General features: G+C 47.3%; 1 protein-coding gene and 1 pseudogene. Both read left to right on the forward strand.

Annotation, left to right across the window (positions count from 1 at the left end):
* Window positions 1–118: 118 nt before the first annotated feature.
* A pseudogene (locus tag ABRP66_RS11720) lies at window positions 119–377 on the forward strand (IS256 family transposase); the annotation flags it as partial.
* Window positions 378–646: 269 nt separating this feature from the next.
* A partial coding sequence (locus ABRP66_RS11640; RefSeq protein WP_349838707.1) for a hypothetical protein occupies window positions 647–833 on the forward strand: 187 nt, incomplete at its 3' end.

Here is an 833-nt window from a genome sequence, read left to right on the forward strand (position 1 = left end):
CTGAAAAAGAAAAGCAAAAGGAACGCAGACAAACATAACCTGTCCCTGCACAGGGGCAGAGTTACGAATCCTGGGCTTCTTCAAGCGGAACTGCTAACAACGTAATGGGGGCAATGAGATCAGCGAGAAACTGATGTAAAATCCTGCTCTCGCGAGTTTGATCGGCGAGCTGTCGACTTCCATCGATGCTCTGCAGGCGGAAAGTCATGCGCATTTGGGCTACGGCCATGCCGGCCGGAAGACGAAAGCCTAAAGGTGAACTAGCTCACGGCGGCAATCACCGTAATGGGTTTTATACCAAGACCATCAACTCTGGCTACGGATCGTTGGAAATGACCAGGCCTAGGGAACAGGGCGGTACGCTTACTTCCCAGATGGGCATCCATTTCAGTGTTTAGCAAGCAGCTTCTTTTCAATCGCATCAATCTTGGCCTTATTGGTCGGCTCTCGTCAAGCTACAGTAGCGATTCTGTTTCATCTCCTTATGTGGATTAGGCACTCATGCACAACCCATCAGACCTTCTTTGACAAGGTTCTCGGTATAAAAGATGCTGACAAGTTGCGTTCTGACTAATGAATTAGTTTGTCGATTCTTTAGTGCCGTTGCCACAATATTCTTCCGTCTCCAAAGGGAGGAAATAGGAAAATGAGATGGGCTAAACAGGCTATGCCAATACCAAAAGAGTCCATTGCAAAAGCTGGAAATGCTAAAAATGCTGCACTAAAAGGACCCATACATGCGATGATTTTTGCATCTTGGGGTTGCCCGCAAATCGTGGACACGTTGTTAAGCTGCTTAGGGGTTAAGCAGCGGCTTTCTTATTACCATTTTG

The organism is Corynebacterium sp. KPL2680 (genome assembly GCF_040225675.1).
Taxonomy (GTDB): domain Bacteria; phylum Actinomycetota; class Actinomycetes; order Mycobacteriales; family Mycobacteriaceae; genus Corynebacterium; species Corynebacterium rhinophilum.